The organism is Streptomyces sp. NPDC048623, assembly GCF_040650755.1.
GTDB lineage: Bacteria > Actinomycetota > Actinomycetes > Streptomycetales > Streptomycetaceae > Streptomyces.
The window spans coordinates 411,443-437,012 of sequence record NZ_JBEZHV010000002.1; the positions used below are offsets into that span (position 1 = coordinate 411,443).

General features: G+C 71.6%; 25 protein-coding genes. 8 read left to right on the plus strand and 17 right to left on the minus strand.

The genetic code is table 11. The annotated features are described in order from the left end of the window. Window positions 1–547: 547 nt before the first annotated feature. Entirely contained in the window at window positions 548–925 is a 378-nt protein-coding gene (locus AB0C73_RS04915) for an ATP-binding protein (protein ID WP_362524613.1), read from the plus strand. 65 nt (window positions 926–990) lie between these two features. Here AB0C73_RS04915 and dapC read toward each other — a convergent pair whose 3' ends face one another. Together dapC and fdxA are read right to left on the minus strand one after the other, a co-directional pair. Beyond that, complete coding sequence (gene dapC / locus AB0C73_RS04920) at window positions 991–2,106, minus strand: succinyldiaminopimelate transaminase (RefSeq protein ID WP_362524615.1); 1,116 nt, start codon at window positions 2,104–2,106, stop codon at window positions 991–993. 91 nt (window positions 2,107–2,197) lie between these two features. Further along, window positions 2,198–2,518 (minus strand): ferredoxin, encoded by a 321-nt coding sequence (gene fdxA / locus AB0C73_RS04925; protein ID WP_010474859.1) that lies wholly within the window; start codon window positions 2,516–2,518, stop codon window positions 2,198–2,200. 113 nt (window positions 2,519–2,631) lie between these two features. Here fdxA and AB0C73_RS04930 point away from each other — a divergent pair, with 113 nt between their 5' ends. The 5 genes from AB0C73_RS04930 (at window position 2,632) to AB0C73_RS04950 (ending at window position 7,082) form a co-directional block, all read left to right on the plus strand. Next, window positions 2,632–3,636 (plus strand): GNAT family N-acetyltransferase, encoded by a 1,005-nt coding sequence (locus AB0C73_RS04930; protein WP_362524617.1) that lies wholly within the window; start codon window positions 2,632–2,634, stop codon window positions 3,634–3,636. Further along, window positions 3,633–4,502 (plus strand): transglutaminase-like domain-containing protein, encoded by an 870-nt coding sequence (locus tag AB0C73_RS04935; protein WP_362524619.1) that lies wholly within the window; start codon window positions 3,633–3,635, stop codon window positions 4,500–4,502. Before AB0C73_RS04930 ends, AB0C73_RS04935 begins: the two co-directional genes overlap by 4 nt. 101 nt (window positions 4,503–4,603) lie before the next feature. Beyond that, complete coding sequence (locus AB0C73_RS04940; protein WP_362524622.1) at window positions 4,604–5,305, plus strand: VanZ family protein; 702 nt, start codon at window positions 4,604–4,606, stop codon at window positions 5,303–5,305. Between the two features lie 9 nt (window positions 5,306–5,314). Next, window positions 5,315–6,001, plus strand: a complete 687-nt coding sequence (locus tag AB0C73_RS04945) for a response regulator transcription factor (protein ID WP_362524623.1) — start codon at window positions 5,315–5,317, stop codon at window positions 5,999–6,001. Next, complete coding sequence (locus AB0C73_RS04950; RefSeq protein WP_362524626.1) at window positions 5,994–7,082, plus strand: HAMP domain-containing sensor histidine kinase; 1,089 nt, start codon at window positions 5,994–5,996, stop codon at window positions 7,080–7,082. Before AB0C73_RS04945 ends, AB0C73_RS04950 begins: the two co-directional genes overlap by 8 nt. On the opposite strand, the gene AB0C73_RS04955 is transcribed toward AB0C73_RS04950, so the two are convergent. Beyond that, on the minus strand, window positions 7,079–7,366 hold the full coding sequence (locus tag AB0C73_RS04955; protein WP_362524628.1) for a hypothetical protein: 288 nt from the start codon (window positions 7,364–7,366) through the stop codon (window positions 7,079–7,081). The genes AB0C73_RS04950 and AB0C73_RS04955 overlap by 4 nt on opposite strands. A gap of 170 nt (window positions 7,367–7,536) precedes the next feature. On the opposite strand from AB0C73_RS04955, the gene AB0C73_RS04960 reads away from it, so the two are divergent. Then, window positions 7,537–7,668 (plus strand): hypothetical protein, encoded by a 132-nt coding sequence (locus tag AB0C73_RS04960; protein ID WP_362524630.1) that lies wholly within the window; start codon window positions 7,537–7,539, stop codon window positions 7,666–7,668. Window positions 7,669–7,732: 64 nt separating this feature from the next. Here AB0C73_RS04960 and AB0C73_RS04965 read toward each other — a convergent pair whose 3' ends face one another. From AB0C73_RS04965 to AB0C73_RS04980, 4 genes are all read right to left on the minus strand, one after another. After that, window positions 7,733–9,769: a hypothetical protein gene (locus AB0C73_RS04965; RefSeq protein ID WP_362524631.1), complete on the minus strand. Its 2,037-nt coding sequence runs from the start codon at window positions 9,767–9,769 to the stop codon at window positions 7,733–7,735. A 290-nt stretch (window positions 9,770–10,059) separates the two neighbouring features. Continuing rightward, on the minus strand, window positions 10,060–10,497 hold the full coding sequence (locus tag AB0C73_RS04970) for a DUF6113 family protein (RefSeq protein WP_362524633.1): 438 nt from the start codon (window positions 10,495–10,497) through the stop codon (window positions 10,060–10,062). After that, window positions 10,494–11,501, minus strand: a complete 1,008-nt coding sequence (gene mshB, locus AB0C73_RS04975; protein ID WP_362524635.1) for an N-acetyl-1-D-myo-inositol-2-amino-2-deoxy-alpha-D-glucopyranoside deacetylase — start codon at window positions 11,499–11,501, stop codon at window positions 10,494–10,496. Before mshB ends, AB0C73_RS04970 begins: the two co-directional genes overlap by 4 nt. Before the next feature lie 52 nt (window positions 11,502–11,553). After that, window positions 11,554–11,748: a hypothetical protein gene (locus tag AB0C73_RS04980; protein WP_046911704.1), complete on the minus strand. Its 195-nt coding sequence runs from the start codon at window positions 11,746–11,748 to the stop codon at window positions 11,554–11,556. 156 nt (window positions 11,749–11,904) lie between these two features. On the opposite strand from AB0C73_RS04980, the gene AB0C73_RS04985 reads away from it, so the two are divergent. Then, window positions 11,905–14,118 (plus strand): alpha/beta fold hydrolase, encoded by a 2,214-nt coding sequence (locus AB0C73_RS04985; RefSeq protein WP_362524638.1) that lies wholly within the window; start codon window positions 11,905–11,907, stop codon window positions 14,116–14,118. Here the strand turns inward: AB0C73_RS04985 and AB0C73_RS04990 are convergent, their stop codons facing one another. The 10 genes from AB0C73_RS04990 to AB0C73_RS05035 all read right to left on the minus strand — a co-directional run bounded on the left by AB0C73_RS04990 (window position 14,119) and on the right by AB0C73_RS05035 (window position 25,419). Then, complete coding sequence (locus AB0C73_RS04990; RefSeq protein ID WP_362524639.1) at window positions 14,119–15,201, minus strand: hypothetical protein; 1,083 nt, start codon at window positions 15,199–15,201, stop codon at window positions 14,119–14,121. A 236-nt stretch (window positions 15,202–15,437) separates the two neighbouring features. Then, on the minus strand, window positions 15,438–16,544 hold the full coding sequence (locus AB0C73_RS04995) for a dipeptide ABC transporter ATP-binding protein (protein ID WP_362524641.1): 1,107 nt from the start codon (window positions 16,542–16,544) through the stop codon (window positions 15,438–15,440). After that, window positions 16,537–17,520 (minus strand): ABC transporter ATP-binding protein, encoded by a 984-nt coding sequence (locus tag AB0C73_RS05000; RefSeq protein ID WP_362524643.1) that lies wholly within the window; start codon window positions 17,518–17,520, stop codon window positions 16,537–16,539. The genes AB0C73_RS04995 and AB0C73_RS05000 overlap by 8 nt, the downstream gene beginning before the upstream one ends. A gap of 5 nt (window positions 17,521–17,525) precedes the next feature. After that, window positions 17,526–18,551 carry an ABC transporter permease gene (locus AB0C73_RS05005; RefSeq protein WP_362524645.1) on the minus strand — a complete coding sequence of 342 codons (1,026 nt, stop codon included), beginning with the start codon at window positions 18,549–18,551 and terminating at the stop codon, window positions 17,526–17,528. Further along, window positions 18,544–19,467: an ABC transporter permease gene (locus AB0C73_RS05010; protein WP_362524647.1), complete on the minus strand. Its 924-nt coding sequence runs from the start codon at window positions 19,465–19,467 to the stop codon at window positions 18,544–18,546. Before AB0C73_RS05010 ends, AB0C73_RS05005 begins: the two co-directional genes overlap by 8 nt. 89 nt (window positions 19,468–19,556) lie before the next feature. Continuing rightward, window positions 19,557–21,185: an ABC transporter substrate-binding protein gene (locus AB0C73_RS05015; protein ID WP_362524649.1), complete on the minus strand. Its 1,629-nt coding sequence runs from the start codon at window positions 21,183–21,185 to the stop codon at window positions 19,557–19,559. A gap of 180 nt (window positions 21,186–21,365) precedes the next feature. Then, a complete protein-coding gene (locus AB0C73_RS05020; protein ID WP_362524651.1) occupies window positions 21,366–22,475 on the minus strand; it encodes a dipeptide ABC transporter ATP-binding protein in 1,110 nt (369 codons plus the stop codon). Then, on the minus strand, window positions 22,468–23,523 hold the full coding sequence (locus AB0C73_RS05025) for an ABC transporter ATP-binding protein (RefSeq protein ID WP_362524653.1): 1,056 nt from the start codon (window positions 23,521–23,523) through the stop codon (window positions 22,468–22,470). Before AB0C73_RS05025 ends, AB0C73_RS05020 begins: the two co-directional genes overlap by 8 nt. A 14-nt stretch (window positions 23,524–23,537) precedes the next feature. Next, window positions 23,538–24,494, minus strand: a complete 957-nt coding sequence (locus AB0C73_RS05030; protein ID WP_362524655.1) for an ABC transporter permease — start codon at window positions 24,492–24,494, stop codon at window positions 23,538–23,540. Then, window positions 24,487–25,419, minus strand: coding sequence for an ABC transporter permease (locus AB0C73_RS05035; protein WP_362524751.1), 933 nt, complete (start codon window positions 25,417–25,419; stop codon window positions 24,487–24,489). Before AB0C73_RS05035 ends, AB0C73_RS05030 begins: the two co-directional genes overlap by 8 nt. Window positions 25,420–25,570 lie beyond the last annotated feature (151 nt).

Genomic DNA, 25,570 nt, shown 5'->3' on the forward strand with positions numbered 1-25,570 from the left:
GCACGGCCGAGGGGCGGGGCGCGGGCCCCGGCTCAGCCTGCCGCGGGCGCCCCAGGCAAGCCACGGGCGTGAGCCGTCCGACCAGGTGACCGACCGCCTTGAGGACGCGGCGCGGCCGATGCCGAAGGCAGGGCCTTGGGACCGGCACGGCCTGTCGGCGGGCGCCCCGGGGTGGACACCCGGACCTGGCGCGGCAGACCCGCCGGGGTGAGCCCCCGGGGCTCGGGCCCGGCGGCCCGAGGCGGCCTGGACCGCGCCGCCCTGCGGCGCGCTCGCCCGTGCGACCCGTCCCCCGGACGTGTCATGCGGCCGGGGCGGCGGCGGGCGGTCCTGCGAGGCGGTCCCCGCGCCGACGCGTCTCCGCAAGATCCTTGCCGCGTAAGGGGAGTTACGGTTCAGCAGCTACGACCGACCCGCCGCCTTCGTCCGGTTTCCTCCCCGCCCGACAATCGTACGCATTACCCAGTCTTTGCCTTCGGCGTCCGCAACCTCCCCCGCCCCGGGGCCGGTTGTCACCGCGTACACGTCCTCACGTCGAAGGAGCACCATGTCCCTCCCCCTGACCCGTCGGATCGCCCAGGTCGCCCTGCTCGTCGCGGCCGGAGCAGCCCCCGTGGTCGCGGCGGCCGGCTCCGCGAGCGCCGCGGACCAGTCGCTCGCGCCGACCAACGCGCTGACGGGTCTGACCTCCCTGGACAAGACCGGTGCCGAGGGCGCCCTCGGTACCGCGACCGGCGTCGCGAGCAAGGTCCCCGCCACGCAGAAGCTCACCGGCGCCACCGGCCAGGCGACCGACACCGTCGGCCGGACCACGGGCGCCGTCGCCGAGAAGGCCGAGGCCCCGACGGGCGGCGCGCTCGGCGGTCTGCCCACCGGCCAGCTGCCGACCAACGGCCTGATGGGCGGCCTGCCGATCGGCGGCTGACCACGGTCACCGCGCACACGAGGGCCCCCGGGGAGCAGCGCTCCCCGGGGGCCCTCGCACATCGGTCAGCCCAGCCGCTTCACGGCCGCCTCGACCCGCTCGTCCGTCGCCGTGAACGCCACCCGCACGAACCGCTCCCCCGCCTCGCCGTAGAAGTCGCCGGGCGCCACCAGGATGCCCTTCTCCGCCAGGTACGCCACCGTGTCCCAGCACGGCTCGTCCCGCGTCACCCACAGGTACAGGCTCGCCTCGCTGTGCTCGACACGGAAGCCGTGCGCCTCCAGGGCGGTCCGCAGGGCGGCGCGCCGGGCCGCGTACCGCTCGCGCTGCTCGGCCACGTGCGCGTCGTCGCCGAGCGCGGCCACCGTGGCGGCCTGCACGGGCGCGGCGGTCATCATGCCGCCGTGCTTGCGGATCTGCAGCAGCTCGCCCAGGACGGCCGCGTCGCCGGCGATGAACGCGGCCCGGTAGCCGGCCAGGTTGGAGCGCTTGGACAGCGAGTGGACGGCGACGATCCCCTCGTACGAGCCGCCGCACACGTCCGGGTGCAGGACGGAGACCGGGTCGGCCTCCCAGCCCAGCTCCAGGTAGCACTCGTCGGAGAAGACGAGCACGCCGTGCTCGCGCGCCCACGCCACGATCCGGGTCAGCTCGTCCTTGCCGAGGACCCTCCCGGTCGGGTTGGACGGGGAGTTGAGCCACAGCAGCTTGAGACCGGCGGCCGGGTCGAGGTCGACGACCGGGTCGTCGTAGACGACGGGGGTCGCGCCGCACAGCCGCGCGCCGACCTCGTACGTCGGGTAGGCGAGCCGCGGGTACGCCACGACGTCCCCGGCCCCGAGCCCCAGCTGCGTCGGCAGCCAGGCGACCAGCTCCTTGGAGCCGACCACCGGCAGCACGTTCTCGTGGGCGAGGCCGACGGCGCCCAGGCGCCGCCCGCACCAGCCGGTGAGCGCGTCCCGCAGCTCCTTCGTGCCCCACACCGTGGGATAGCCCGGCGAGTCCGCCGCCGCCACCAGGGCCTCCTGGATCAGCGCGGGAACCGGGTCGACGGGCGTGCCCACGGACAGGTCCACGATCCCGTCCGGATGGGCGGACGCGGTCGCCTTGTAGGGCTCCAGCCGGTCCCAGGGGAAGACGGGCAGACGCGAAGAGACGGGGGCGCTCACGGTGGGGCTCACTTCCTCGTACGTACGGAGAACACAACGGTCCCGTACAGCGGCGGCGACGCCGTACGGGACCGAGGGTGGTTGATCAGTGGTGATCTTCCGATCAGCCGTTCTGCGGCGGCAGAGCGGCGATGAAGGGGTGGTCGCGCTCGATCAGACCGAGCTTGGAGGCACCACCGGGCGAACCCAGCTCGTCGAAGAACTCGACGTTCGCCTTGTAGTAGTCCTTCCACTCCTCCGGGGTGTCGTCCTCGTAGAAGATCGCCTCCACCGGGCAGACCGGCTCACAGGCCCCACAGTCGACGCACTCGTCCGGGTGGATGTACAAGGACCGCTGGCCCTCGTAGATGCAGTCGACGGGGCACTCCTCGATGCACGCCTTGTCCTTGACGTCGACACAAGGCTGCGCGATGACGTAGGTCACGCTGTCGTTCCTCCTCAGTAGGGCTGGATCTGCGCGGGAGCGCGGTGTCGTCGATGCCCGCCCCTAGTATCTCCGTTCTTGGGGACGATCCGAACAGGAGGGGCTCAGAAGCTGTGGAATTCACCGGCGGAGGACGGCTCGAAGTCCGAATCGGCACGGCTGACGTGGGAAAACGCGTCTCTGTTCGGTACGTGACGGACTCGGCGGCACCGGGCGAGATGTTCACCGACGCGGTCGGGGTTCTCACATCATGGGATGCGGGTGTGGTCGTGATCACACGCAGGACCGGTGAGACCGTCCGGATCGCGGAATCCAGGCTCGTCGCCGGCAAGACCGTCCCCGCCGCCCCGGCCCGCCGGCGCGGCCCCGCCGCGAGCTTCCCCGAACTCGCCCGGGCCGCCGCGCGCGCCTGGCAGCCGGTGGAGAGCGAGGCCCTCGGCGAGTGGACCCTGCGGGCCTCCGCCGGATTCACCCGGCGCGCCAACTCCGTGCTCCCGCTCGGCGATCCGGGCCTTCCCCTGGACGCCGCCCTGGAGCGCGTACGGGACTGGTACGCGGCCCGGGAACTGCCCGCGTACATCCAGACCGCGACCGGCGCGGAGGGCACCCAGGAGCTGCTCGGCGCCGAACTGGAGCAGCGGGGCTGGCAGCGCGAGGTCACCGCGGAACTGCGGATCGCGGCGCTCGCCCCGATCGGCGACGTCGACCCCGCCACCCTCTCCGGGGTACGGATCGACCGCGACGTCGACGAGTCCTGGCTGCGCCGCTACCAGCGCTCCGCCGAGCCCGGCCCGCACGTCCTCCAGGTGCTCCGGAGCGGCCCCCGTGTGTGGTTCGCGTCCGTACCGGGCACCGAAGACATACCGGCGGCGATCGGGCGCCTCGTCGTGGACGGGCGCTGGGCCGGGTTCATGGCGGTGGAGGTCGATCCGGACCGGCGGCGCCGCGGCCTCGCCACGGCCGTGATGGCCGCGCTCGCCCGCCGGGCGCTCGACGAGGGCGCGTCGGCAGCCTGGCTCCAGGTGGAGGCGGACAACGACGGTGCGCGGGCGCTGTACGACGGGATGGGCTTCGCCACCCATCACCACTACCACCACTACCGATGGACGGGCGCATGACGGACGGGCGCGGGGCGGACCGGCGCGGGGCGGACGGGCCGGGGGCGGACCGGCGGCGGGAGTTCGCCGAGGAGGCCAGGTCCGAGCGGCCCGACCTCGCACGCCTCTGTCTGCTGCTGTGCGCCGTGGCCGACCCGTCCGTGACCGAGGCCGACCTCGACGAGGCCGAGATCGAACTCGACCGGCTCGCCGGGCTCGTACCGTACGGAGCGCGGGGCGGGGACACCGACGCGTGGGTCGCGGCGCTCGCCGACCTCCTGGGCCGCCGTGAGGGCTTCCAGGGCGTGCCCGCGGACTACCAGCGCCTGGAGTCCTCGCTCCTCCACGAAGTGCTGCGGACGCGGCGCGGCCTGCCGATCCTGCTGTCCGTGGTGTGGATGGAGGTCGCACGGCGGGCCGGGGCGCATGTGTACGGCCTCGGGCTGCCCGGGCACTTCGTCGTCGGCTTCGGCGACCCGGCGGAACTGCACCTGGCCGACCCGTTCGCGGGCGGGCGCGCGATGACCGCCACGGACGCGGAACTCCTGGTCGCGGGCGCCACCGGCGAGGCCCTCGACCCGTCGATGCTGCGCCCCGCGACCCCGGCGGCGATCGTGCTGCGCATCCTCAACAACATCCGCGCCTGGGCCGCCGCCCGCCCCGAACGCTCCGACATCGCCCTGTGGGCGGTGGAGCTGTCCCTGCTGCTGCCCTCGCACCCCGCGCGGCTGCGGTACGAGCGCGCGGAGCTGCTCGTGCAGCGCGGGGACTTCCTGACGGGGGCGGCGGAGATGGAGGCGTACGCGACGATCATGGACGCGGTCGAGCCGAGCGCGGCGGAGACGATCCGGAGGCGGGCGAAGGCGGCGCGGGCGCTGCTGAACTGAGGACGGTCCCCTGTAACGCGGGCGTATATCGCGGGCGTATATCGCGGGCGTATCGAAAACGGGATACGCCGTGGCAACGGCCTGTCGTGTCCCATGGGGCCATGAACGTGAACGAAGGCGTGTCCCTGCCGCGCAAGGCCATGGTCCTCGGACTGGCGACCCTGGGAGTGGCGGTCAGCCCGTACGTCCTGCGGGGGCCGCTCCTGATGGCGGAATCGAGGTGCGTGGCGGGGCGGTGGCACGGCTGCTGGGACACGTTCAACGGTGTGGCGTTCATGACCCTGGTCCTGCTGCCGTTGACCGTCCCCGTGGTGTGGGCCCTCGCCCGGTGGCGGCGTGGCGCCGGGGTCCCGACGGGGTGGGCGTGGCGGAAGTCGCTCGCCGAGGTGGGCATGGTGCACGGGACGGTGCCGGTCCTGTGGCTGACGCTGATGCCCGGCGCCGGGATCGGCGTCGTCCCCCCGCGGGTGAGCCTGGTGCCGCTGCGCGACCTGGCCACGATGGGGACGCTCGGGATCGTCGGCAATCTGCTGGTCTTCGCGTCGCTCGGGTTCTTCGCGCCGGTGCGGTACGCGGCGCTCGCGTCGGTCCCGCGGATCCTGGCGCTCGGGGCGGGCTGCTCGGTCCTGGTCGAGACCGCGCAGTACGTGCTGCGGCTCGACCGGGTGTCGTCGGTGGACGACGTCCTGGTCAACGCGGCCGGGGCCGTACTGGCGGGGCTTGCGTCGCGCCGCTGGTGGCGGCGCACGCGGAGGACCGCCGAGGCGCCGTCGCATACGCCGGAGATACGGAGTGCTGCTTAGGCTTCCGGTATGCGCGTACTGATCGTGGAGGACGAGCCCTATCTGGCCGAGGCCGTCCGTGACGGTCTGCGGCTCGAAGCGATCGCCGCCGACATCGCCGGCGACGGCGACTCCGCTCTGGAGCTCCTCGCCCTCCACTCGTACGACCTCGCCGTCCTCGACCGCGACATCCCCGGCCCTTCCGGCGACGAGGTCGCCCGGCGCATCGTGGCCTCCGGCAGCGGCATCCCGATCCTGATGCTGACCGCCGCGGACCGGATCGACGACAAGGCGTCCGGGTTCGAGCTCGGTGCCGACGACTACCTCACCAAGCCGTTCGAACTGCGGGAGCTCGTCATGCGGCTGCGGGCGCTCGACCGCAGGCGCGCGTACGCCCGGCCGCCGGTGCGCGAACTCGCGGGCCTGCGGGTCGACCCGTTCCGGCGGGAGGTCTTCCGCGACGGGCGTTACGTCGCGCTCACCCGTAAACAGTTCGCGGTCCTCGACGTCCTCGTCGCCGCCGAGGGCGGGGTCGTCAGCGCGGAGGAACTGCTGGAACGGGCCTGGGACGAGAACACCGACCCGTTCACCAACGCCGTCCGCATCACCGTCTCCGCACTGCGCAAGCGGCTCGGCGAGCCGTGGATCATCGCGACGGTGCCGGGCGTCGGCTACCGCATCGACGCGTCCCCCGACGCTGCCGACGCTCGTGGATAGGCGCCCGGGGCTCAGCGCCCGCCTGAAACTCACCCTCAGCTACGCCGGGTTCCTCGCCGTGGCGGGTGCGCTGCTCCTGGCCGTGGTGTGGGTGTTCATCCTGCGCTACGTCCCCGACAAGGACCAGGGCCTGCTCGGGATCTCGCCCAACCGCTACCTCCTGGTGCACACCTTCGCCCCCGCGGCGGCCGTGGCGATGGCCTTCCTACTCGTGTTCGGCCTCGTCGGCGGCTGGCTCCTCGCCGGCCGGATGCTGGCACCGCTCACCCGGATCACGGCGGCGGCGCGGCTCGCGGGGACGGGTTCGCTGTCCCACCGGATCCGCATGGAGGGCCGCCGGGACGAGTTCCGCGAACTCGCCGACGCGTTCGACGCCATGCTCGAACAGCTCGAATCGCACGTCGCGGAGCAGCGGAGGTTCGCCGCGAACGCCTCCCACGAGCTGCGCACGCCGCTCGCCGTCACGCAGACGCTGCTCGACGTCGCCCGCAAGGACCCGGCGCGGGACCGGGAGGAACTCCTCGACCGCCTCCAGGCGGTCAACACCCGCGCGATCGCCCTCACCGAGGCGCTCCTGCTGCTCAGCCGCAGCGACCGCGGCGGCTTCGCCCGCGAGGCCGTGGACCTCTCCCTCGTCGCCGAGGAGGCCGCCGAGGCCCTGCTCCCCCTCGCCGAGCGGCGCGGGATCTCGCTCGACGTGACGGGCACGGCGACCCGGACGAGCGGCTCGGCGGAGCTCCTGCTGCGGATGACGACGAACCTCGTCCAGAACGCGATCGTCCACAACCTCCCGTCCGGCGAGTGCGGGACGGTGACGGTCCACACGGCGACGGAGGGCGACACGAGCGTCCTCCGAGTCGAGAACACGGGCCGCCCCGTCCCCCCGTCCCTGATCCCGACCCTCACGGAACCCTTCCAGCGGGGCACGGAACGCGTCCGGCACGCGGACGAGCACGCGGGGGTGGGCCTGGGCCTGGCGATCGTGCAGAGCATCGTCCGGGCTCACGGGGGACGTCTGAGCCTGGTTTCCCGCCCCGGGGGCGGCCTGGTGGTGACGGTCCGGTTCTCGTCCGGTTCCTAGTCCCCTGCGGGGCGCCTGCGGCGGCTGAGGAGCCACCGGACGGGCTTGGCCAGCATGGCGCCGCCCGTGACGACGAAGCCGACCAGCCCGCCGGCAACGAACAGCAGCGCGAGGCTTCCGAGCATCACGATCGACCCCAGGGTCTCGACCAGGTCGATACGGGCCGTGATCCGCGCTTCCCGGTCGTCACTGCGCATCCGCCGCACGACGGGCACGAGGGCGACGGTCTGAAACAGGGCGATGCCAAGGCACACCCACCGAAGCCAGCCAGGTATCTCTTCCACACCGCGCAACCTACCGCCGGTGGCTCGGCGTTGGCCTCTGGCTTCGGGCCCTGGGGGCGAACGGCCTGATGAACTTCTGGTGCGGCCGCCCCCCAGGGCCCAAGACCCGCGCGGAACGGGGCGGCCGGATCGGGAAGGTCGCTCTGTCCCCGAAGAAGCGGCCCGATCCCGTGGACGGGCTCGTGGCGCTCACCGCCACGCGACTCGGGGCGGCGGCCATCGCCACATCGGATCCGAATGACGTCCAGGCTTACCTGAATGTCGTGTCCGGCGGTGACGCCGTGGTTCCCGTCCTGGTCTGACGCCACGGAACAGCCCCCATCCGCGGCTGCGGGTGGGGGCTGCTCGCACGCGAGTCGACGACCGTCAGCCGTTGCCCGACAGGTCGATCGTCTTCGTCCGGTCCGCCTTCGTCTTGCCCCGCAGCGCGTCCCGCATCACGAAAGCCACGTCGTCCGCGCTCACCTGGTGCTTGGTGCCGTCGGCCTTGGTGATCATGACGCCGTCGAAGACGCCGTCGAGGAGTTCGGTGATCGCCTGCTTGTTGTAGACCTCGACCAGGCGGCCGTCGACGGCCTTCATGGAGAGGATCTTCGGCAGGGAACGGGCCGGGCCGAAGTCGATCGACTTCGCGCCCGCCTTGATGGTGATCTTGTCGGACATCGCGGGCTGCGCGAACTCCTCCATCGCCCGGTCCAGCTCGTCCTTGGTGACCGTCGGCTGGCGGCTGACGACGGGGAGCTCGACGTTGTTGGGGTGGCCGGTCTCGACCTGGGAGCGGTACGCGTCCTTGACCGAGATCATCGAGCGCTGGACGTCCAGGCCCTTGCCCGCCTTGCCCTCGATCGCGGTGACCTTGTTCGGGGCGAAGACGATGGTGCCCTCGGTGACCGAGCCGGAGGCGCCGGCCAGGTCGGTGAGGGCGACGGCCAGCTTCTCGTTGTCGACCGGGAAGACCGGGTTCGCCTCGCGCGTACCGCCGAAGAGGGAGCCGATGACCGAGACCGGGTTGTAGTCGCTGCCCGCGGCGGCGCGCACGGTCGCCTGGGCGTCCAGGGCGAGGCCCGCCTTGTCCGGGGCCAGTTCGGCCTTCTTGCCGCCGATGGTGAGCTGGAGCGGGGCGTGGGCGCGCTTGCCCAGGGACGCCTCCAGCTTGGCGACGGCCTCCTCCTTCGTACCGCCGCCGATATCGACGCCGAGGACCGTGGTGCCCTTCGGGACCTCGGAGTGGTTGAGGAGCAGGCCCGCGCCGTACGCGACACCCGCCAGGCCCACCACGCCGACGCCGGCCAGGACCAGCTTGGAGCGGCCCTTCTTGGCGGGCGCGGGCGCGGGCTTCGGAGCCGGCTTCGGGGCCGGCGGCCTCGGGGCGGCCGGCTCCTCGAAGTCGGCGCGGCCCGGGATGCGCGGGGCCAGGTCGGGCCCGGCCTGCGGGACGACCGGCATGCCGCTGCTGAGCGTCGCGCCGGACACGTGACCCGGCTCGCCTCCGGCGGGGCCGCCGGGCGGGACGGACGCGGGGGCCTGCGGCGTGAGGATCGCGGTGTCGTCGGACATCCGCGGCGCCATGGGCCGGCGCGCCCCGGGGCCGCGGGGCGGCACACCCGGGCCGACGACCGGGCTGCTGCCGGTGACCGGGCCGGTGGTCGGCCCGGCGGGGGGCAGGGCGGGGGCGGCGGCGTCGACGACGGGCGTGCCGGCGGCCGGGGTGTGGCCGGGGCCGTTGTCGTACAGCGGGTTGCCGTAGAGGGGGTTGCCGGTGGCGGGTCCGTCGCCGGGGACGGGTCCGTCGTACATCGGCGTGCCGCCGGCCGGGGTGGGTGCCGGGCCACCGGTCAGCGGGGTGACCACCGGCATGCTCTGGGTGGTGCTGCCCGCGGACGGGACGCCGTCGCCGGCGGAGCCCGCGAAGCCGGGCTTGGCCGGGGCCGAGGGCGCGGGTGCCGACGGGGCGGGGGCGGCGGGTGTCGTGGGTGCGGCCGGGGCGGCGGGCGGCGGCGTGGCCGCGGACGGCTTGCGCGGCGCGAACCAGCTGCTGGTCGGCTTCTCCTCGGCGGCGGCCGGGGCGGCGGGCTCCGGTTCGGGCGAGGGCGAGGGCGCGGGGGCAGGGGCGGGCGCGGGCGCCGGGGCGGGTGCCGGGCGGGCGGGCCTGGGCGCGGCGGCGCGCGGCTCGGCCGCTGAGGACGGGGCCGGACCCGAGGCGCCTGCCCCTGCCCCGGCACCGGTACCCGCGCCGGCCGTGCCGGACTCGCCGACCGGCTTGCGGACCACCACGGGCGGGATCGGACGCGAACCCGGGATGTTGATCCGGATACGGGTGGTCAGCGTGGTTTCGGTCTTCGGCTCCTCGGGCGGCGTGGTGGCGGCCCCGTTCTCCGGGTCCGCCTCCTGTCCGCCCCGCATTCCGTACGGCGGGGTGCCCGAGGGGTACGCGGCCCCGCCGCGCCCCTGGGCGCCGGAGGACGAACTGTCAGTCTCTCGACCAGTTTCACGACTCAAAGCAGGATCTCCCGGTTGGCTCCGCCGCCCGCTCTTGCTGATGCTCGTGGTGATCCGGGCGGTCGGCGGCGCGCACCACCATACTGGCCGCCGCCGTTCCGCACCCGACCCGGCGGTGATCGGTTATACGCAATACGGCCGAAGTCAAGACACTCTCGCGTCAACTCGGCTCAGGTCGGCTCAAGTCGGCGTGTTCACGGGCCCGGTCGGACCGGCCGGCTCATCGTGGCGGAGATCACAGCGATCGCCATCCCTCCGAGCAGGAAGACCATCTCGCCGATGCCGCCGCCGAACAGACCGTCGCCTTCCGGGCGTCCGAGACTGAGCAGGATGATGGTGACAAGCCATCCGACACCGGCCGCGACGACGCCGAGCTGGTTGCCGGTGGCGCGCCGGGCGGCGAAGAAAAGGGCGGCGGTGGCGAGCAGGGTGAGCAGCAGGCCGAGGGGGAACCAGGCGGCCTGGACGAGGGATCCCGCGGTGCCGACGAGCGCCCCGAGGACCAGGAGCACCGCGTACCAGACATAGCGGGCCGCCGGTGTGAGGGCGGCGGGCGCCGCCTCCGGCGCGGGGCGCGGGGCGGGGCGGGGGGCGGGCCCGGAGGCGGAGGCGCGGCTGCGGGGCGGGGTCACGGCGCGTCCACCTCCGTCACTCGCGCGGCTTCCTCGGCTTCCTCGGCTCCAGCGGCCCTCTCGACTCCTTCGGATCCTGCGGATCCCTCGGATCCTGCGGCTCCCTCGGCTTCCTCGACTCCCGCGAAGAGGTCGGTCTCGCGGGTGCCCGCGGGGGCGCCGGAGGTGCCGTGCACCAGCTCGTAGTACTCGGTGGTGAAGATCGGCTGGGCGAGGTTGTTGGAGAGCGCGAAGAAGGGGCCGTCGACGGCGACTTGGGTGGCGTGGGCGGCCATGGCGGCGCTCTTGCGGGCGGCGTACGGGTACGGCTCCTCGCCGGCGATCTCGGCGGTGATGCGCGTGTCGTCGACGACCCCGGGAACGTCGCCGATCACGGCGTCGGCAGGGAAGACGGAGCCCTCGGCGGCGAGCCGGGCGAAGCCGGCCTCGGCGACGCTCCTGGGCACCCGGTTCCAGTAGATCTTGACGACGGCGTGGGCGGGGCCGAGCTCGGGCCGGTAGCCGGGGTCGGCGGCGAGCTCGGCGGCGCGCATGGCGACCCGGTGGGCCTGGATGTGGTCGGGGTGGCCGTAGCCGCCGTCGGGGTCGTAGGTGACGAGGACCTGCGGGCGGGTCTCGCGGATCACCTCGACGAGGGACGGGGCGGCGGCGTCGACCTCGGTGTTCCAGAAGGCGCCGGGGCGGCGGTTCTGCTCGGCGCCCATCATCCCGGAGTCGCGGAAGCGGCCGGGGCCGCCGAGGAACCGGTGGTCGGTGACGCCCAGCTCCTTCATCGCGGCGGCGAGTTCACCGACGCGGAAGTCCCCGAGCCGGTCCTCCCGGTCGGGTGCGAGGTGGGCGAGCTCGGGCGGGATGACCTCGCCCTCCTCGCCCAGGGTGCAGGTCACCAGGGTGACGAGGGCGCCCTCGGCCGCGTACCTGGCCATGGTGGCGCCGTTGTTGATCGACTCGTCGTCGGGGTGCGCGTGCACCAGGAGCAGACGACGGGCAGGGAGAACCGTCATGGCCCCACCCTACGAGACGCCTACGAGGCGGGGCCGGGGAAAGACCGGCAGGTCAGAACTTGAGGCCGCCGATCATGCTCGCCACGTTCGTGGTGAGGGTGCTGATGGACGGGGCGATGGACGAGCTCGCCAGATAGAAGCCGAGCAGGGCGCAGATCGCCGCGTGCCCGGCCTTGAGTCCGGATTTCCGGATCAGCAGGAAGACGACGATCGCCAGCAGCACCACCACCGAGATCGAGAGTGCCACGGCGGTTCACCTCCACACTTCTTCGGTCGGACGTTCGGTTGGCATGTGCCCGATGGATGCCTACCCACCTAGCGCTACGGATCATAACTATCCGTGCCATCGCATCGATCGGTGTACGGAGGCACGAGGGGGCGCACGGACGCTAGTTTCGGTCACATGACTTCGTCGAACGAGCAGGTCTCCTTCCCCCGGCAGTACGCGCGCACACAGCGCTTCATGCTCGGCGCACCGCGCGGTTTCGGTGTCGCACCGGATGGTTCGCGGGTGGTGTTCCTGCGCTCCGGCTCGGGCACGGACCGCTCGCACCGGCTGTGGGTGCTGGACCTGGAGGGTCCGGACGGCCCCGTGGAGCGGCTCGCGGCCGACCCGGAGCTGCTTCTGGGCGGCGCCGCCGAGGAGTTGTCGCCGGAGGAGCGGGCCCGGCGGGAGCGCAGCCGGGAGGGCTCGGCGGGGATCGTGGGCTACGCGCTCGACGGGGCAGCGGAGTTGGCCGCGTTCGCGCTGTCCGGGCGTCTGTTCGCGGCGGAGCTGAGGGCGGGCACGGCGCGCGAGCTGCCGGTGCCGGGGCCGGTGGTGGACCCGAGGCCGTCGCCGGACGGGCGCTGGGTGGCGTACGCGGCGGGCGGGGCGCTGCGGGTGACCGGGGCGGACGGCACCGGCGACCGGGCGCTCGCCGAGCCGGAGCCGGGGGCGGATGGCGTCACCTACGGTCTGGCCGAGTTCGTGGCCTCGGAGGAGATGGACCGGTCCCGTGGCTTCTGGTGGGCGCCGGACTCGGACCGGCTGCTCGTCGCCCGGGTCGACGAGTCGCCCGTACGGCGCTGGTGGATCGCGGACCCGGCGCACCCGGAGCGGGAGCCGCAGCCGGTCGCGTATCCGGCGGCGGGGACGCCCAACGCAGACGTCCGGCTCTTCGTCGTGGATCTGACCGGAAATCGCACCGAGGTCTTGTGGGACCGGGCCTCCTTCCCGTATCTGGCCCGTGTGCACTGGTCGTCCGCGGGGGCGCCGCTGCTCCTCGTACAGGCGCGGGACCAGCGGAGCCAGGCGTATCTGACGGTCGATCCGGAGACCGGGGCGACGGACACCCTGCGGGTGGACGAGGACCCGGTGTGGCTGGACCTGTTCAGCGGGGTGCCGGCGTGGACGCCGGACGGGCGGCTCGTGCGGATCGCGGACCGGGACGGGGCGCGGGTGCTCGTGGTCGGCGACCGGGCCCTGACGGACGCGCGGCTGCACGTGCGGGCGGTGCTCGACGTCGGCGCGGAAGATGTCCTGATCTCGGCGTCGACGGGTGAGGCGGCCGGGGACGGCGGTGCTCCGGAGACCGGTGAGATCCATGTGTACCGGGTGGGTGAACAGGGTGTGGAGCGGGTCTCCGAGACGCCCGGAGTGCACGCGGCGGTACGGTCCGGTGCCGGGGCCACCACGGGGTCCGGGGCCGGGGCCGGCACGAGGGCCGAGGCGGGGTCCGGGGCGGTCACCGTCCTGTCCTCGGCCGGCCCGGACGCGCCCGGCATCACCGTGCGCGTGCTGCGGGACGGCAAGCGGCTCGCCGAGGTCGTCTCGTACGCCCAGCGGCCCGTGCTCTCCGCCGGTGTCACGCTCGTCGAGGCGGGCGAGCGGCGCATCCCCTGCGCCGTGCTGCTGCCCTCCTCCTGGCGGGAGGGCGACGGGCCGCTGCCGGTCCTCCTCGACCCCTACGGCGGCCCGCACGGACAGCGGGTGGTCGCCGCCCACAATCCGCATCTGACGTCCCGCTGGTTCGCCGAGCAGGGCTTCGCGGTGATCGTCGCCGACGGGCGCGGCACCCCGGGCCGTTCCCCCGCCTGGGAGAAGGCGATCAGCGGCGACTTCACGCTCAGCCTCGACGACCAGGTCGACGCGCTGCACGCGCTCGCCGAGCGCTTCCCGCTGGACCTCGGCCGGGTCGCGATCCGCGGCTGGTCCTTCGGCGGCTATCTGGCGGGCCTCGCCGCGCTGCGCCGCCCTGACGTGTTCCACGCGGCCGTGGTGGGCGCGCCGGTGACGGACTGGCGGCTCTACGACACCCATTACACCGAGCGCTATCTCGGCGGCGGGCCCGAGGAGAAGCCGGGCGTCTACGCGGCGAACTCCCTGCTCTCCGAGGCCGGTCTCACCGAGCCGAGGGAGCCGGCCCGCCCGATGATGCTCGTGCACGGTCTGGCCGACGACAACGTGGTGATGGCCCATACCCTGCGCCTGTCCTCGGCCCTGCTCGCGGCGGGCCGCCCGCACGAGGTGCTGCCGCTGTCGGGTGTCACGCACATGACCCCGCAGGAGCAGGTGGCGGAGAACCTTCTGCTGCTTCAGGTGGACTTCCTGCGGAGGTCTCTGGGTCTTCGCTGATCACCAGCCCGGCGGGCGCTGCGCGGGCGGGGCCGGCGGGAGGGCGGCGACGGGGCGGTACGGGGTACGGCGGCGGCCCGGGCGGGCGAGCAGGGCGAGCACGAGCAGCCCGGCGAGCAGCGCGAAGCCGCAGCCGATGTCGTACGCGACGGAGTAGAGGTCCCGCTCGGGCACGTACGTGTGCCAGTTGCGGCGCAGGGCGGCCGCCGTGCCGGCCGCGCCGACGCCCGCGAGCAGCAGTCCGGCGAACAGGCCGAGCGGGCGGGAGTGCCCGGCCCGTGCGAAGGCGCTGCCGGCGGCGGCGAGGAGCAGCAGGACGAGCACGGCGTTCAGCCAGCCGGGCGGGACGGCGAGGGCGGGGAGAAGGAGCGAGGCACCGCCGGTGTAGCGGCCGACGGTGTACTCGACCGGCAGCAGGGTGGCCCAGCGCACCTCCCAGCCCGCCCACATGAGGCCGGCGAGCAGGCACAGGATCCCGGCGGCGACGGCGGGCCCGGTGCGGGGGCGGTCGGGGGTCCGGACGTGGTCGGGGGTCCGGACGTGGTCGGGGGTGCCGTCGCCGTAGGGGGCGTTCGGTCCGTAGGGGGCGTTCGGGCCGTCCGGGGTTCCGCCGACGGGCTCGTGCGCGAAGGGCCGGCGGGCGAAGGGCTCGCGCCCGACGGCCTCACGGCCGGCGGGCTCGCGGCCGACAGGCTCACGCCCGGCCGCGGCAGTGACCACGAGTGCGGCACCGAGGACGAGCACGATCATGGTGCTGACCAGCGCCTCGACGCCGGACGCCCACAGCCCGGGCAGCCGCAGGGCGAGGGTGCCGAGACCGGTGACGGCCATCGCGGGCCCGGCGAGGGAGGAGCGCAGGGCGACGCCCGCGGTGACCGTGTAGGCCGCGAGCAGCAGCGGGTCGACGAGGGTGGTGGCCGCGGCGGGGTGGAGGCGGAAGCCGTGGTCGCCGGCCCAGAACCAGAGCAGTTCGGGGGTCGGCCCGAAGGTGGCGAGGTCGCGCAGCAGCCAGACGAGGGTGACGAGGGCGAGCGCGGCGCACAGGGCGGCGCCGGTGAGACGTGCCGTTCGTGTCACTGTCACGGGGCCGATACTCACGGTCGCCAACGGCCGAAACAAGCGGTTCCGCATATGCGGGCCGCGTGTGCGTCAAGTCGGGATGGCGCGGAGGTCCTTGCGGGCGCGGCGAGCGGGGGCCGGCCGGGGCGCCGCGTGCGCCGCCCCGGCCGGCCTACGGCACCCGCACGGCCGTACACCGATCAGCGTCCCGCGTCCGTATATCGGAACCGATTCACCGGTGTTGCGGAGCTGTTAAGGCGTCAGAGGCTCTTGGGGCCCTGCGGCTCCTCCGGCGGCGCCTCGGGGGGCTCCCCCACCTTCGGCGGCTCCTCGCCCGGCTCCTCCGGCGGCACCACCTGCTTCTCCTCCGCGAAGTGGCAGGCCGAGTCGTGCTTCGCCGGGGTGTCCGTGAGGCGGAAGACGGCGGGGACGGCGAGCAGCGGGACCTCCTGCTCGCAGCGCAGCTGCGCCTTCCAGCAGCGGGTGCGGAAGCGGCAGCCGGAGGGGATGTTGGCCGGGGAGGGCACGTCGCCGGCGAGGAGGATCCGTTCGCGGTGTTCGCGCGCGTCGGGGTCCGGCACCGGCACGGCGGAGAGCAGCGCCTGGGTGTACGGGTGGGTGGGGTGGTCGTAGATCTGCTCGTCGGTGCCGATCTCGACGATCCGGCCCAGGTACATGACGCCGACCCGGTCCGAGATGTGCCGGACGATCGACAGGTCGTGCGCGATGAAGACGTACGACAGCTTGAACTCGCTCTGCAACCGGTCGAGCAGGTTGACGACCTGGGCCTGCACGGACACGTCGAGCGCCGAGACCGGCTCGTCGGCGACGATGATCTCGGGCTGGAGGGCCAGGCCGCGGGCGATGCCGATGCGCTGGCGCTGACCGCCGGAGAACTGGTGCGGATAGCGGTTGATGTACTCGGGATTGAGGCCGACGACGTCGAGCAGGTCCTGCACCTTGCGGCGCCGGTCGCCCTTGGGCGCGACCTCGGGGTGGATCTCGTACGGCTCTCCGATGATGTCGCCGACCGTCATGCGCGGGTTGAGCGAGGTGTACGGGTCCTGGAACACCATCTGGATGTTGCGGCGCACGGCCTTGAGGGCGCGCGGGGACATCTTGGTGATGTCCTCGCCCTTGTACGAGATGGTGCCGGAGGTCGGCCGCTCCAGGTTGACCAGCATCTTCGCGACCGTCGACTTGCCGCAGCCGGACTCGCCGACGATGCCCAGGGTCTCGCCGGCGGCGAGGTCGAAGTCGACGCCGTCGACCGCCCTGACCGCGCCGACCTGCTTCTTGAAGAGGATGCCCTGGGTCAGCGGGTAGTGCTTGTGCAGACCGCGGACCTGGAGAATCGCCTCAGCCATGGAGGCACTCCTTCCAGTAGTGGCAGGCGCTGGAGCGCGGTACGGGCGATTCGGTGACGTCGTACAGCGGCGGTTCCTCGACGCGGCACCGGTCCCGGGCGAGCGGGCAGCGCGGGTTGAAGGCGCAGCCGGGCGGGATGGCGAGGAGGTTGGGCGGCAGGCCCTTGATCGCGTAGAGCTCCTGGCCCTTCTGGTCCAGGCGCGGGATCGAGTCGAGCAGCCCGCGGGTGTAGGGGTGGGCGGGCGCCTTGTAGATCTCGTGGACGGGGGCCTGTTCGACGATGCGGCCCGCGTACATGACGGCGATCTTGTCGGCGACGTCGGCGACCACACCGAGGTCGTGGGTGATGAGGATGAGCCCCATGTTGAGCTCGCGCTGGAGCTCCGCGAGCAGGTCCATGACCTGGGCCTGGACGGTGACGTCGAGGGCCGTGGTCGGCTCGTCGGCGATGATCAGCTCGGGTTCGAGGGCGAGCGCCATGGCGATCATGATGCGCTGGCGCATGCCGCCGGAGAACTGGTGCGGGTACTGGCCGACGCGTTCCTTGGCGGCGGGGATGCGGACCCGGTCCATCAGCTCGACGGCCCTGGCCCGGGAGTCCTTCTTCGACAGGCCCTTGTGGACCTGGAACATCTCGCCGAGCTGGTCGCCGACGCTGAGCACGGGGTTGAGGGAGGACAGCGCGTCCTGGAAGATCATCGCCATCTTGGCGCCGCGGACCTTGCGCCGCTCGTCCTCCTTGAGCTTGAGCAGGTCCTGGCCCTGGAAGCGGATCTCCCCTCCGGTGATCTTTCCGGGGGGCATGTCGAGGATGCCCATGACGGCCTGGGCGGTGACGGACTTGCCGGAGCCGGACTCGCCGAGCACGGCCAGGGTCTCCCCCGCGTCGACCGAGTAGTTGACGCCGTTGACCGCCTTGGCCACCCCGTCGCGGGTGTGGAACTCCACGTGCAGGTCGCGCACTTCGAGCAGCATGGGCCCTACCTCAGCTTGGGGTCGAGGGCGTCGCGCACCGCGTCGCCGAGCATGATGAAGGCGAGCACCGTGATGGCGAGCGCGCCGGCCGGCCAGAGCAGCATGTGCGGGGCGTTGCGGATGTACTGCGAGGCCGAGGAGATGTCGATGCCCCAGGAGACGGTCGGCGGCTTCAGGCCGACGCCGAGGTACGACAGGGTCGCCTCCAGGGCGATGTAGGTGCCGAGCGCGATGGTCGCGACGACGATCACGGGGGCGACGGCGTTGGGTGCGATGTGGCGCAGCAGCATCCGGGAGTTGGAGGCGCCGAGCGCCCGGGCGGCCTGCACGTAGTCGTTTTGTTTGGCGGTGATCACGGAGCCGCGGGCGATACGGGAGATCTGCGGCCAGCCGAGCAGCACCATGAAGCCGATGACGGGCCAGACGGTGGCGCTGGAGACCACGGACAGGAAGACCAGGCCGCCGAGGACGACGGGGATGGCGAAGAAGACGTCGGTGATCCGGGAGAGGAGGCCGTCCCAGCCGCCGCCGAAGAATCCGGCCAGGCCGCCGAGGATGCTGCCGAGGATCGCAACGCCGAGGGTGGCGAGGACGCCGACGGTGACGGACGTGCGGGCGCCGTAGACGGTGCGGGTGTAGACGTCGCAGCCCTGGCCGTTGAAGCCGAAGGGGTGGCCGGGCTGGGAGCCTTCCTGGGCCTTGGCCAGGTCGCAGTCGAGGGGGTCGCCGGAGGCGATGAGGGACGGCCAGATGGAGATGATCACCAGGAAGAGGATGACGAGGGCGGAGATGATGAAGACCGGGTTGCGGCGCAGGTCGTGCCAGGCGTCGGACCACAGCGAGCGGGCCTTCTGCTCGGGGCCGGGGCCCGCGCTGCCGGGGTCGGTCTCCTCGGGCGGCTCGGGGTTCTGCTCCAGCGTCTCGGCCTCGGCGGTGCCGTAGTCGGCCGCGCCTCCGGCACCGGTCGAGGCCACGGCGCGTCCTTCCTCGCCGTACGACTCAAGCGGCTCAAACGGCTCGGGCTCAGGCATAGCGAATCCTCGGGTCAAGGACGGCGTACAGGAGGTCGACCAGGAGGTTGGCGATCAGGAACACCAGGACGAGGACGGTCACGAAGCCGACCACGGTCTGGGTGTTCTGGCGGACGATGCCCTGGTAGAGCTGGTAACCGACGCCGTGGATGTTGAAGATCCGTTCGGTGACGATGGCGCCGCCCATGAGCGCGCCGATGTCGGCGCCGATGAACGTCACCACGGGGATGAGGCTGTTGCGCAGCAGGTGCCGGGTGATCACCCGGCGGCGTGGCAGGCCCTTGGCGACCGCGGTACGCACGTAGTCGGCGCGCTTGTTCTCGGCGATCGAGGTGCGGGTGAGCCGGGTGACGTACGCGAGCGAGACGGACGCGAGGACGAGGCCCGGGACGATGAGCTCGTTGAAGGGCGCCTCGGGCGAGACCGCCGGTTTGATCCAGCCCCATTCGACGCCGAGGAGCAGCTGGAGCAGCAGGCCGGTGACGAAGGTCGGGATGGAGAGGACGACCAGGGTGAGCAGCAGCACCGAGGTGTCGACGGGGTGGCCGCGCTTGAGGCCGGTGACGACGCCGAGGGTGATGCCGATGATGATCTCGAAGAGGATGGCGACGATGGTGAGCCGGATGGTGACGGGGAAGGCGCTGGCCATCAGTTCGGTGACGGGCTGCCCGTTGAAGGCGGTGCCGAAGTCGCCGGTGAAGACGTTGCCCATGTAGGTCAGGTATTGCTGCCAGACGGGCTTGTCGAGGCCGAACTCCTTGCGCAGCTGCTCGGCGGTCGCCGGGTCGCAGGCCCGGTCGCCGCAGAGGCCGGCGATGGGGTCGCCCATCACGTTCACCATCAGGAAGATCAGCAGCGTGGCGCCGAAGAAGACCGGGATCATCTGCAGCAGACGCCGGATCACATAACGACCCATGAGGGGCTCCGGGTGGGTTGGGGGAAGGCGGACGGCCCGGCGCGGGGGTGCCGCCGGCCGGGCCGTACGCCTTCCGACCTGCTACGGCGTCAGTCGACCTTGATCTGCTCGTAGACGGGCACGCTGAACGGGTTCAGAGTCACGTTGGAGACGCGCTCCGAGTAGCCGGCGCTGCCGTTCTGGTACCAGAGCGGGATGGCGCCCATCTGGTCCCGCAGCACTTCCTCGGCCTGCTGGAAGGTCTGGACGGCCTTGGCCTGGTCGGTCTCCGCGTTGGCCTGGTCGACCAGCTTGTCGAACTGGGCGTTGCTCCACTTGCCGTCGTTGGACGAGGCGCCGGTGTAGTACAGCGGCTGGAGGAAGTTCTGGATGAGCGGGTAGTCCATCTGCCAGCCGGCCCGGAACGGTCCCGGCATCTTGGACTGGGTGATCTGGTTGCGGAAGTCGGCGAAGGTGCCGATGGGGTTGCCGACGCAGGCCTTGGTGTCGCCGAGGGCCTTGTTGATGGAGTTGCAGACCGCGTCCACCCACTCCTTGTGGGAGCCGGTGTCGGCGTTGTACGAGATCTTCATCGTGCCGCCGGGGATGCCGCCGCCCTCGGCGACCAGCTTCTTCGCCTCGGCCGCGTTGTACTTGCAGGCGTCGCCGCAGAGGGTGGAGCTGTAGCCGCCGTCCTCGCCGAGCACCGGGGAGGTCCAGTCGGTGGCCGGGGTGCGGGTGTTCTGGAAGATCGTCTTGGTGATCTGGTCGCGGTCGATGGCCATCGACAGGCCGGTGCGCAGCTTCTCCTGGCCCGGCTTGTTCCAGGCCGGGTCGTAGAAGGGGAAGGCGAGGGTCTGGATGATGCCGGCGGGCTGGTTGATGTAGCGGTCGCCGAGGTCGGCCTGGACGTTCTTCAGCTGGGAGGCGGGCACGTCGTCGACGAGGTCGAGGTTGCCGGCCGTCAGGTCGGTGTAGGCGGTGTTGTTGTCCGTGTACACCTTGAGGGTGATGCCACCGTTCTGCGCCTTGTCCGGGCCCGGGTAGTCGGCCCACTTCACCAGCTCCATCTGGGAGCCCTTGGCGTACGACTGGATGGTGTACGGGCCGTTGCCGACGGGCTTGGCGACCCAGGCGGCGTGGTCGGTGAAGAAGGCCTGGGGAAGCGGCGAGAAGGCCGCGTAGCCGAGGGTGGAGGGCCAGGTGGAGAACTTCTGGGTCAGCTTGACCGTGAAGGTCTGAGGGCCGGTCACCTTCAGGCCGGACATGGTCTGGGCCGTGGGCTCCCCGGACTCGGGGTGGACCTGGTCGTAGCCCTCGATCTGGCCGAAGAAGAACGCGTTGCGCTGGTTGTTCTTCAGGTTCGCGCCGTAGTTCCAGGCGTCCACGAAGGACTTGGCGGTGACCTTCTCGCCGTTGGAGAAGGTCCAGCCGTCCTTGACGGTGATGGTGAAGTTGGTCGAGTCGGTGGTCTCGATCTTCTCGGCGAGCATGTCGTTGGCCGCGCCGGTCTTCGGGTCGTACTGCTTGAGCCCGCGGAAGATCATGGACAGCACCTTGCCGCCCTGCACCTCGTTGGTGTTGGCCGGCTCCAGCGGGTTCTGCGGGTCGCCCCACGAGGAGCTGACGATCCCTTCGGCGCCACCGCCGCCGCCGTCGTCACCACCGCCGCAGGCGGTCGCCGCGAGGGCGACTGCGGTGGCCAGAGCGGCCCACTTGGCGTGCGTGGCTCCGCGCATGGAGTGCCTCCCGATGATGTCCTCACTGTTACTTAGGCCCCAATATCACCCCTTTGCCGGGAAGGTGCATTTTTACGGCGTCCGTATGACGGGCCGGGATACGGGAAGCGCATACGCGAAGGCCCCCGGCGCACCCTCTTGCGGGGGTGCGCCGGGGGCCGCCGGCCTCTGGCTACGTCATCAGCTCGCGCCGACGACGTCCTTCTCCTCGGCGAAGTGGCACGCGGACTCGTGCGCCGCCGGCGTGTCCAGGCCGCGGAAGCGCTCCGGGATCGCGAGGACCGGCATCTCGGTCGCGCACTTGTCCTGCGCCTTCCAGCAGCGGGTGCGGAAGCGGCAGCCCGACGGCGGGTTGGCCGGCGAGGGCACGTCACCGGTGAGGATGATCCGCTCGCGGTGTTCGCGCGCGTCGGGGTCCGGCACCGGCACCGCGGAGAGCAGCGCCTGCGTGTACGGGTGGGTCGGGTGGTCGTAGATCTGGGTGTCCGTACCGATCTCGGCCATCTTGCCCAGGTACATCACGCCGACACGGTCCGAGATGTGCCGGACGATCGACAGGTCGTGCGCGATGAAGATGTAGGAGAGGTTGAACTCGTCCTGCAACTTCTCCATCAGGTTGATGACCTGCGCCTGGACGGACACGTCCAGGGCCGAGACCGGCTCGTCGCAGATGATGATCTCCGGGTTGAGCGCGAGGCCGCGGGCGATGCCGATGCGCTGGCGCTGACCGCCGGAGAACTGGTGCGGATAGCGGTTGATGTACTCGGGGTTCAGACCGACGACGTCGAGCAGCTCCTGCACCTTGCGGCGCCGGTCGCCCTTCGGGGCCACCTCGGGGTGGATGTCGAAGGGCTCGCCGATGATGTCGCCGACCGTCATACGCGGGTTCAGCGAGGTGTACGGGTCCTGGAACACCATCTGGATGTTGCGGCGCACGGCCTTGAGGGCGCGGCCGGACAGCCTGGTGATGTCCTGGCCCTTGTAGAACACCTCGCCCGCGGTGGCCCGCTCCAGGTTCATCAGGAGCTTGGCGACCGTGGACTTGCCACAGCCGGACTCGCCCACGATGCCGAGGGTCTCGCCCTGGTAGAGGTCGAAGGAGACCCCGTCCACGGCCTTGACCGCGCCGACCTGCTTCTTGAACAGGATGCCCTGGGTCAGCGGGAAGTGCTTCTGCAGGTTGCGGACCTGGAGGATCGGCTCACCGCGCTCGACGGGGGCCTCGATCGCGGCCACGGCCGCCTCCTCGGACACGGCCCCGGCCCTGTCGTTCTTGCTGAGCTCAGCCATGGATCGTCTCCTTCCAGAAGTGGCAGGCGCTCTTGCGGCCCGGCAGCTCCGCGCCGTCCTGCTCGGTGACCGGCACCAGGGCCGGGACCTCGGTGTGGCAGAGGTCGGTGGCCTTGGGGCAGCGCGGGTTGAAGGCGCAGCCCGACGGGATCTTCAGCAGGTTGGGCGGCAGACCCTTGATCGCGTACAGCTCCTGGCCCTTCTGGTCCAGGCGCGGGATCGAGTCGAGCAGACCCCGGGTGTACGGGTGGGCCGGGCGCTTGTACAGCTCGTGCACCGGCGCCTGCTCGACGATCCGGCCGGCGTACATGACCGCGATCTTGTCCGCGACGTCGGCGACGACGCCGAGGTCGTGGGTGATCAGGATCAGACCCATGTTGTACTCGCGCTGGAGCTCCGCGAGCAGGTCCATGACCTGGGCCTGGACGGTCACGTCGAGGGCCGTGGTCGGCTCGTCGGCGATGATCAGGTCCGGCTCCAGGGCCAGCGCCATGGCGATCATGATGCGCTGACGCATACCGCCGGAGAACTGGTGGGGGTAGTCGCCGACCCGGGCCTTGGCGGCCGGGATCTTGACCTTGTCCATCAGCTCGATGGCCTTGGTCCTGGCGTCCTTCTTGGACAGGCCGTGGTGCACCCGGAACATCTCGCCGAGCTGGTAGCCGACGGTGAGGACCGGGTTCAGGGAGGACAGCGCGTCCTGGAAGATCATCGCGATCTTGCGGCCGCGGATCTTCCGGCGCTCCTCGTTGGACATCTTGAGCATGTCCTGGCCGCGGAACAGGATCTCGCCCTGCGGGATCTTGCCGGGGGGCATGTCGAGGATGCCCATGATGGCCTGCGCGGTGACGGACTTGCCGGAGCCGGACTCGCCGAGCACGGCGAGGGTCTCACCGGCGTCGACCGAGTAGTTGACACCGTTGACCGCCTTGGCCACACCGTCACGGGTGTGGAACTCGACGTGCAGGTCACGGACTTCGAGCAGCGGACCGGTGTGGCCGCCGTCGCGCGGAGCGGGGACGCTCGTGGTCTTGGAGATGGTGCTCACGTTTTACGCCCTCCTCAGCGCAGCTTGGGGTCGAGGGCGTTGCGGACAGCTTCGCCGAGCATGATGAACGCCAGGACAGTGATGCTCAGCATGATCGAGGGCCACAGCAGGACGTGCGGGGCCACTCGGATCTGTGCGACACCGGCGGAGACGTCGACACCCCACGAGACGGTGGGGGCCGAGAGGCCGAGGCCGAGGTAGGAAAGGGTCGCCTCGGCGGAGATGTAGCCGCCGAGCGCGATGGTCGCGACGACGATCACCGGAGCCATGGCGTTCGGCAGGATGTGCCGGATCAGGATCCGGGTGGTGCCGGCGCCGAGCGCCTTCGCGGCGTGCACGTAGTCGGCCTGCTTGACCGTGATCACGGCACCGCGCATGACGCGGGTGATCTGGGTCCAGCCGAGGAACGCCAGGGCGAAGACGACGACCCAGATGGTGCGCTCGGTGAAGGACTGCAGGACGACCATGGCGCCGAGCAGGAACGGGATGCCGAAGAAGACGTCGGTGATCCGGGAGAGGACCGCGTCCCAGACGCCGCCGAAGTAGCCGGCGAGCATGCCCATCACGCCACCGACGAGGGTGACGATCAGGGTGACGGAGATGCCGACGATGACCGAGGCGCGGGTGCCGTAGATCAGTCGGGCGTAGACGGAACGGCCCTGCTGGTCGTAGCCCAGCCACTCCGGAGAGCCGACGCTGCCCAGTTCGGGCTTGCTCAGGAAGTGGTGGACCAGGTCACCGGCGGTCGGCGAGGCGCTGGTGAACATGCTCGGGAAGCCCGAGATCACGAGCAGCAGCACGATCAGCACGGACGACACGATGAAGTACGGGTTGCGGCGCAGGTCGGCCCAGGCGTCGCCCCACAGGGAGCGGCCCTTCTCGGCCTTCGCGGGAGCCGCGGTGTCCGTCACCGAGGGGGGTGCGACGGCGTCCTCGACGGCGGTGGCGGCGGTCTTGGTCACGTCAGGCATAACGGATCCTCGGGTCCAGGACCGCGTACAGCAGGTCGATGAGCAGGCTGGTGACGAGGTAGACGATCACCAGGATCGTGACGAGGCCGACCAGGGTCGAGCTCTCACGGCGCGAGATCGACTCGGCGATGGTGCCGCCGATGCCGTGGATGTTGAAGATGCTCTCGGTGACGACGGCGCCGCCCATGAGGGCGCCGATGTCGGTGCCGAGCAGGGTGACCACGGGGATCATCGAGTTGCGCATCAGGTGCACGCCGATGATGCGGCGCTTCGGCAGGCCCTTGGCGATGGCGGTGCGCATGTAGTCGGCGCGCAGGTTCTCCGCCATGGACGTACGGGTCAGACGCGCCACGTACGCGAGGGAGAGACCGCCGAGCACGATGGCGGGCGCGATCATCTCGCCCAGCACGGGTTCGGTGCTGACGTTCGGTTCGATCCAGCCCAGGTTGAAGGCGAAGACCATCTTGATGATGAAGCCGAGCACGAAGACCGGGATCGAGATGATCAGCAGGGTGAAGATCAGGATCGCGTTGTCGGCGAGCCGGCCCGCCCTGAGACCACCGATGATGCCCAGACCGATGCCGAAGACCAGCTCGAACACGAAGGCCAGCGCGGCCAGCTGGAGCGTGATGGGGAACGCGTCACCCAGGACATCGGTGACCGGCATCCCGTTGCGGATCTGCTTGCCGAAGTCCGCGTGCAGGAGCATGTCCCGCATGTAGAGCAGGTACTGAAGCCACTCCGGCTTGTCGAGACCGAGTTCATGGCGCTTCGCGGCAAGGGTGGCGGGATCCGCGCCCTTGTCTCCGAACATCGCCAGCACGGGGTCACCGGGCAGGGCGTGAACCATGGCGAAGATCAGCAGGGTTGTCCCGAAGAAGACCGGGATCATCTGGAGCAGTCGTCGTGCGACATAGCGCCCCATCATGCCTCCGTTGAGATGTGACGGCCGCAGCCGAACGGCCCTCCCCCGACGACATGCCCGTTTCCGGGCATGACGAAGTCGTGGAAGGGCCCCCCAGCCACTGCGTAAGGCACCGGCTCACGGAGTTGACGATCCGTCAACTCCGTGAGCT

What these genes read in the sequence shown, in the direction of transcription:
- AB0C73_RS05035 (WP_362524751.1), bottom strand. Translation starts at nt 25,419, where the DNA reads ATGGGGCGCTATGTCGCACGACGACTGCTCCAGATGATCCCGGTCTTC.
- AB0C73_RS05000 (WP_362524643.1), bottom strand. Translation starts at nt 17,520, where the DNA reads ATGCTGCTCGAAGTGCGCGACCTGCACGTGGAGTTCCACACCCGCGAC.
- AB0C73_RS05015 (WP_362524649.1), bottom strand. Translation starts at nt 21,185, where the DNA reads ATGCGCGGAGCCACGCACGCCAAGTGGGCCGCTCTGGCCACCGCAGTC.
- AB0C73_RS05010 (WP_362524647.1), bottom strand. Translation starts at nt 19,467, where the DNA reads ATGGGTCGTTATGTGATCCGGCGTCTGCTGCAGATGATCCCGGTCTTC.
- mshB (WP_362524635.1), bottom strand. Translation starts at nt 11,501, where the DNA reads ATGACGGTTCTCCCTGCCCGTCGTCTGCTCCTGGTGCACGCGCACCCC.
- AB0C73_RS04940 (WP_362524622.1), top strand. Translation starts at nt 4,604, where the DNA reads ATGAACGTGAACGAAGGCGTGTCCCTGCCGCGCAAGGCCATGGTCCTC.
- AB0C73_RS05020 (WP_362524651.1), bottom strand. Translation starts at nt 22,475, where the DNA reads ATGGCTGAGCTCAGCAAGAACGACAGGGCCGGGGCCGTGTCCGAGGAG.
- AB0C73_RS04915 (WP_362524613.1), top strand. Translation starts at nt 548, where the DNA reads ATGTCCCTCCCCCTGACCCGTCGGATCGCCCAGGTCGCCCTGCTCGTC.
- AB0C73_RS04935 (WP_362524619.1), top strand. Translation starts at nt 3,633, where the DNA reads ATGACGGACGGGCGCGGGGCGGACCGGCGCGGGGCGGACGGGCCGGGG.
- AB0C73_RS05005 (WP_362524645.1), bottom strand. Translation starts at nt 18,551, where the DNA reads ATGCCTGAGCCCGAGCCGTTTGAGCCGCTTGAGTCGTACGGCGAGGAA.
- AB0C73_RS04965 (WP_362524631.1), bottom strand. Translation starts at nt 9,769, where the DNA reads ATGCGGGGCGGACAGGAGGCGGACCCGGAGAACGGGGCCGCCACCACG.
- AB0C73_RS04995 (WP_362524641.1), bottom strand. Translation starts at nt 16,544, where the DNA reads ATGGCTGAGGCGATTCTCCAGGTCCGCGGTCTGCACAAGCACTACCCG.
- AB0C73_RS04985 (WP_362524638.1), top strand. Translation starts at nt 11,905, where the DNA reads ATGACTTCGTCGAACGAGCAGGTCTCCTTCCCCCGGCAGTACGCGCGC.
- AB0C73_RS04945 (WP_362524623.1), top strand. Translation starts at nt 5,315, where the DNA reads ATGCGCGTACTGATCGTGGAGGACGAGCCCTATCTGGCCGAGGCCGTC.
- AB0C73_RS05030 (WP_362524655.1), bottom strand. Translation starts at nt 24,494, where the DNA reads ATGCCTGACGTGACCAAGACCGCCGCCACCGCCGTCGAGGACGCCGTC.